Annotated in this window: 2 protein-coding genes and 1 pseudogene; 2 read left to right on the forward strand and 1 reads right to left on the reverse strand. The window is 60.3% G+C overall.

The genetic code is table 11. From position 1 onward, the window contains the following. A partial coding sequence (gene katG, locus ACYVDE_RS15640) for a catalase/peroxidase HPI (protein WP_460502473.1) occupies positions 1-1,995 on the forward strand: 1,995 nt, incomplete at its 5' end. Between the two features lie 436 nt (positions 1,996-2,431). Here katG and ffh read toward each other — a convergent pair. Beyond that, complete coding sequence (ffh, locus tag ACYVDE_RS15645) at positions 2,432-3,799, reverse strand: signal recognition particle protein (protein WP_460502474.1); 1,368 nt, start codon at positions 3,797-3,799, stop codon at positions 2,432-2,434. A 154-nt stretch (positions 3,800-3,953) separates the two neighbouring features. Here ffh and ACYVDE_RS15650 point away from each other — a divergent pair. Further along, positions 3,954-4,323 (forward strand): annotated as a pseudogene (locus ACYVDE_RS15650) (hypothetical protein); the annotation flags it as partial.

Consider the following 4,323-nt stretch of genomic DNA (forward strand, 5'->3'; position numbering starts at 1 on the left):
GGCCCGCAGATGATTCGCATGGCTTGGCACTCGGCCGGCACCTACCGCATTGCCGACGGCCGCGGCGGCGCGGGCGAAGGCCTGCAGCGCTTCGCCCCCATCGACAGCTGGTGGGACAACGGCAACACCGACAAGTCGCGCCGCCTGCTCTGGCCCATCAAGCAGAAGTATGGCAGCTCCCTTTCGTGGGCCGATTTGATGATTCTGACCGGCAACTGCGCGCTCGAAATCATGGACTTTCCCACCTACGGTTTCGCCGGCGGCCGCCAGGATGCCTGGGAGGCCGACAACGCCACCTACTGGGGTCCCGAGGTGATTCATGACTTGCGCACGGCCGAGTCGCCCGACAAGATGGTGAACCGCGACAAGCGCTGGCGCGGGAAAAACGGCGACGCCGACTATGACCTTGAAAACCCGCTGGCCGCCACCCACCAGGCCCTGATTTACGTGAACCCCGAAGGCCCCTACGCCAACGGCGACCCGCTGGGCTCGGCGCGCGACATCCGCATTGCCTTCACCCGCATGGCCATGAACGATGAGGAAACCGTGGCCCTTATTGCCGGTGGCCACGCCTTCGGCAAGAGCCACGGCATGGTACCCTCGAAGGAAATTGGCATGCCCCCCGAAATCGCCCCGATGGAGCAGATGGGCCTGGGCTGGCATAACCCCAAAGGCAGCGGCAACGCCGAAAACACGATGACCAACGGCATCGAAGGCAGCTGGACGCCCAACCCCACGCAGTGGGACAACGACTACCTCACCAACCTGTTCAAGTTTGAGTGGAAGCAGGACAAGAGCCCGGCCGGCGCCCTGCAATGGACGCCTGTGGACGAGAACGCGCCCAAAACGCCCGACGCCCACATCCCCGGTAAAATGAACCGGCTGATGATGATGACCACCGACCTGGCCCTGAAGGAAGACCCCGACTACCGCAAGGTATGCGAGAAATTCCTCGGCGATTTCGACGCCTTCACCCAAGCATTTTCAAAAGCTTGGTACAAGCTGACTCACCGCGACATGGGCCCGCGCGAGCGTTACCTCGGCCCCGAAAAGCGCAACGAAAACGACCTGCTGTGGCAGGACCCCATTCCGGTAGCCGACTACCAACAAATCGACGCGGCCGACGTGAAGTCGCTAAAGAACGACATCATGGGCCTCGGCCTGTCGGTTTCTGACTTGGTGTTCACTGCCTTCTCGGCAGCCGTGACGCACCGCCACAGCGACAAGCGCGGCGGCGCCAACGGCGGCCGCCTGGCCCTGGCCCCGCAAAAGGACTGGGCCGTGAACCGCCGCACCGTGCCCGTGGTGGACGCCCTGCGCAAGGTGCAGGAGAAATTCAACAGTGCCGCAGGCGGCAAAAAAGTATCGCTGGCCGACCTGATTGTGCTGGGCGGCTGCGCGGCCCTCGAAAAAGCCGCCGTCGACGCGGGCGTCCCCACCGAAGTGCCCTTCACTCCCGGCCGCCGCGATACCACGCAGGAGCTCACCGACATCGAGATGTTCAACTGGCTCAAGCCCGTGGCTGATGGCTTCCGCAACTACCTTGACAAAGGCTACAAGGACATCGCGCCGGACGTGTCTCCGGAGCAATTGTTCCTCGACAAAGCGCAACTGCTATCGCTGACCGCGCCTGAGTGGGTGGCCCTCACCGGCGGCCTGCGCGCCATGAACGCCAACCACGACAACTCGCCCTATGGCATCTTCACCGACCGCGTGGGCGTACTCACCAACGACTTCTTCACCGTGCTTACCAGCACCGACTTCGAGTGGAAAAAGGATGATGCCTCGGGCATGACCTTCGCCCTCGAACCCCGCACTGCTGGTAAAAAAGGCTATGTAGCCACTCGCGCCGACCTCGTGTTTGGCTCGAACAGCCAGCTCCGCGCCGTGGCCGAAGTGTACGCCGGCCAGGACGGCCACCCGCGCTTCGTGAAAGCCTTCGTGAAGGCGTGGAATAAAGTGATGATGTTGGACCGCTACGACGTAAAATCGTAGCATTGCCGGGGGTAGAGACGTATGATTGCGTCTCGTCGCGGAACGATGACGTTTGAAAATGCGAACGATGCCGCTCTGGTCGTTCAACGATGAGACGCAATTATGCGTCTCTACACCTTTTTAATCAACAAAGCCCGGTTCTGCCATATGGCGGGGCCGGGCTTTCGTTTGCACCTCACGGCCAAGACAATAAAAAAAGGACGACGCAGAGCGCCGTCCCTTTCCATACCAAAACACCTTAAAAAACTATTCTTTCACGATGAGGCTAACAAGAATTGCTCCAAAAGATTCCCACTGATTCGGATTTTTCTTGAAGTCGTTTGAAATATAATCATTGTCATATTTATTATTACTTGAATGCAAAACTGGGTTTTCTATAAATAAAGCTCCGGCAGCGTACCGGAGCTTTTTTCGTGGGCTGTTCGCAGAATGGGGCCTAGCGGCCCATCATGCCGCCGCCACCGCCGCGCATGCCACCCATCATTTTCTGCATCTGGGCGAGGCCGCCTTTGGTCTGGCTCATCTTGTTCATGGTGCGCATCATTTTGCGCATCTGCTCGAACTGCTTCATCAGGTCGTTCACCTGCTGCAGTTCGGTGCCCGAGCCCTTAGCCACGCGGCGCTTGCGCGAGGCGTTCAGTAGGTCGGGGTTGGCGCGCTCCTGCTTGGTCATGCTCCGAATGATGGCCTCGACGGGCTTGAAGGCGTCGTCGTCGATTTCTACGTCCTTCATGGCCTTGCTCATGCCCGGAATCATGCCCATCAAATCCTTGATGTTACCCATCTTCTTGATTTGCTCGAGCTGGCCGAGGAAGTCGTTGAAGTCGAACTGATTCTTGCGGATTTTCTTCTCGATGCGCTTGGCTTCTTCCTCGTCGAACTGCTGCTGCGCCCGCTCTACCAGCGAAATCACGTCGCCCATGCCCAGAATGCGCTGGGCCATACGGTCGGGGTAGAACAGGTCGAGCGCGTCCATCTTCTCGCCCGTCGAGATAAACTTGATGGGCTTTTCGACCACGGCGCGAATCGAGAGGGCTGCGCCGCCGCGCGAATCGCCGTCGAGCTTGGTGAGCACCACGCCGTCGAAATTCAGGCGGTCGTTGAATGTTTTGGCGGTGTTCACGGCGTCCTGGCCGGTCATCGAGTCCACCACGAACAGCGTTTCGCTGGGGTTGATGGCCGACTTCACCTGCTCAATCTCACGCATCATCTGCTCGTCCACGGCCAGACGGCCGGCGGTGTCGATGATGACTACTTTTTTGCCGTTTTTCTTGGCGTAGTCGATGGCGTTGCGCGAAATCTCGACGGGGTTCTTGTTCTCGACTTCCGAGTACACTTCCACGCCAATCTGCTCGCCGAGCACCTTCAGCTGGTCGATAGCGGCCGGGCGGTACACGTCGCAGGCCACCAGCAGCACGTTGCGGCCGCTCTTTTTGATGTGGTTGGCCAGCTTGCCCGCGAAGGTAGTTTTACCCGAGCCCTGCAGGCCCGAGAGCAGCACCACGGCCGGGTCGCCCTTGATGACGATGTCCTTCTTCTCGCCGCCCATGAGCTCGGTGAGCTCATCGTACACGATTTTGACCATAAGCTGGCCCGGCGACACGGCCGTGAGCACGTCGCGGCCCATGGCGGCATCCTTAATCTTGTCGGTTACCTCCTTGGCAACTTTGTAGTTAACGTCGGCATCGACCAGCGCGCGGCGGATTTCCTTGATGGTGGCCGCAACGTTGATTTCGGAAATGCTGCCCTGGCCCTTAAGGGTTTTGATGGCCCGGTCGAGCTTATTGGAGAGATTGTCAAACATGTATCGCTGGTTTGCGGATTTAGCGTTTTTCACCACGGCCACGGCGGCCCGCGGGCCCGGCACTCGGGGGTGAACTGACCCCAAAAGTAACCATAAAAGCCCGAAAACCGGCAGTCGGCGTACCTTCGCAGCCCGCTTTCTGAATTCAATTTCCGTGTCTGCTTCCCGTCCGCTGCGCCTGCTCGTCATTACTTACTACTGGCCGCCTTCGGGCGGGGCCGGCGTGCAGCGCTGCCTCAAGTTTGTGAAGCACCTGGGCTACTTCAACGTGGAGCCCACCGTGATTACCGTGGACCCGGCCCAGGCCAGCTACCCCGTGCGCGACGCAAGCCTGCTGGCCGAGGTGCCGCCCACGGTACGCGTTATTCATACCGGCACCACCGAGCCGTTCGAGAGCTACAAGCGCCTTACGGGCCGCGCCGTGCCCTACGGCGGCTTCGCCAACGAGGGCAAGCCCGGGCCGGTGCAGCAGGTGCTGCGCTTCGTGCGCGGCAACCTGTTCATTCCGGACCCGCGCCGGGGCT

The sequence above is a fragment of the Hymenobacter agri genome (assembly GCF_054778495.1).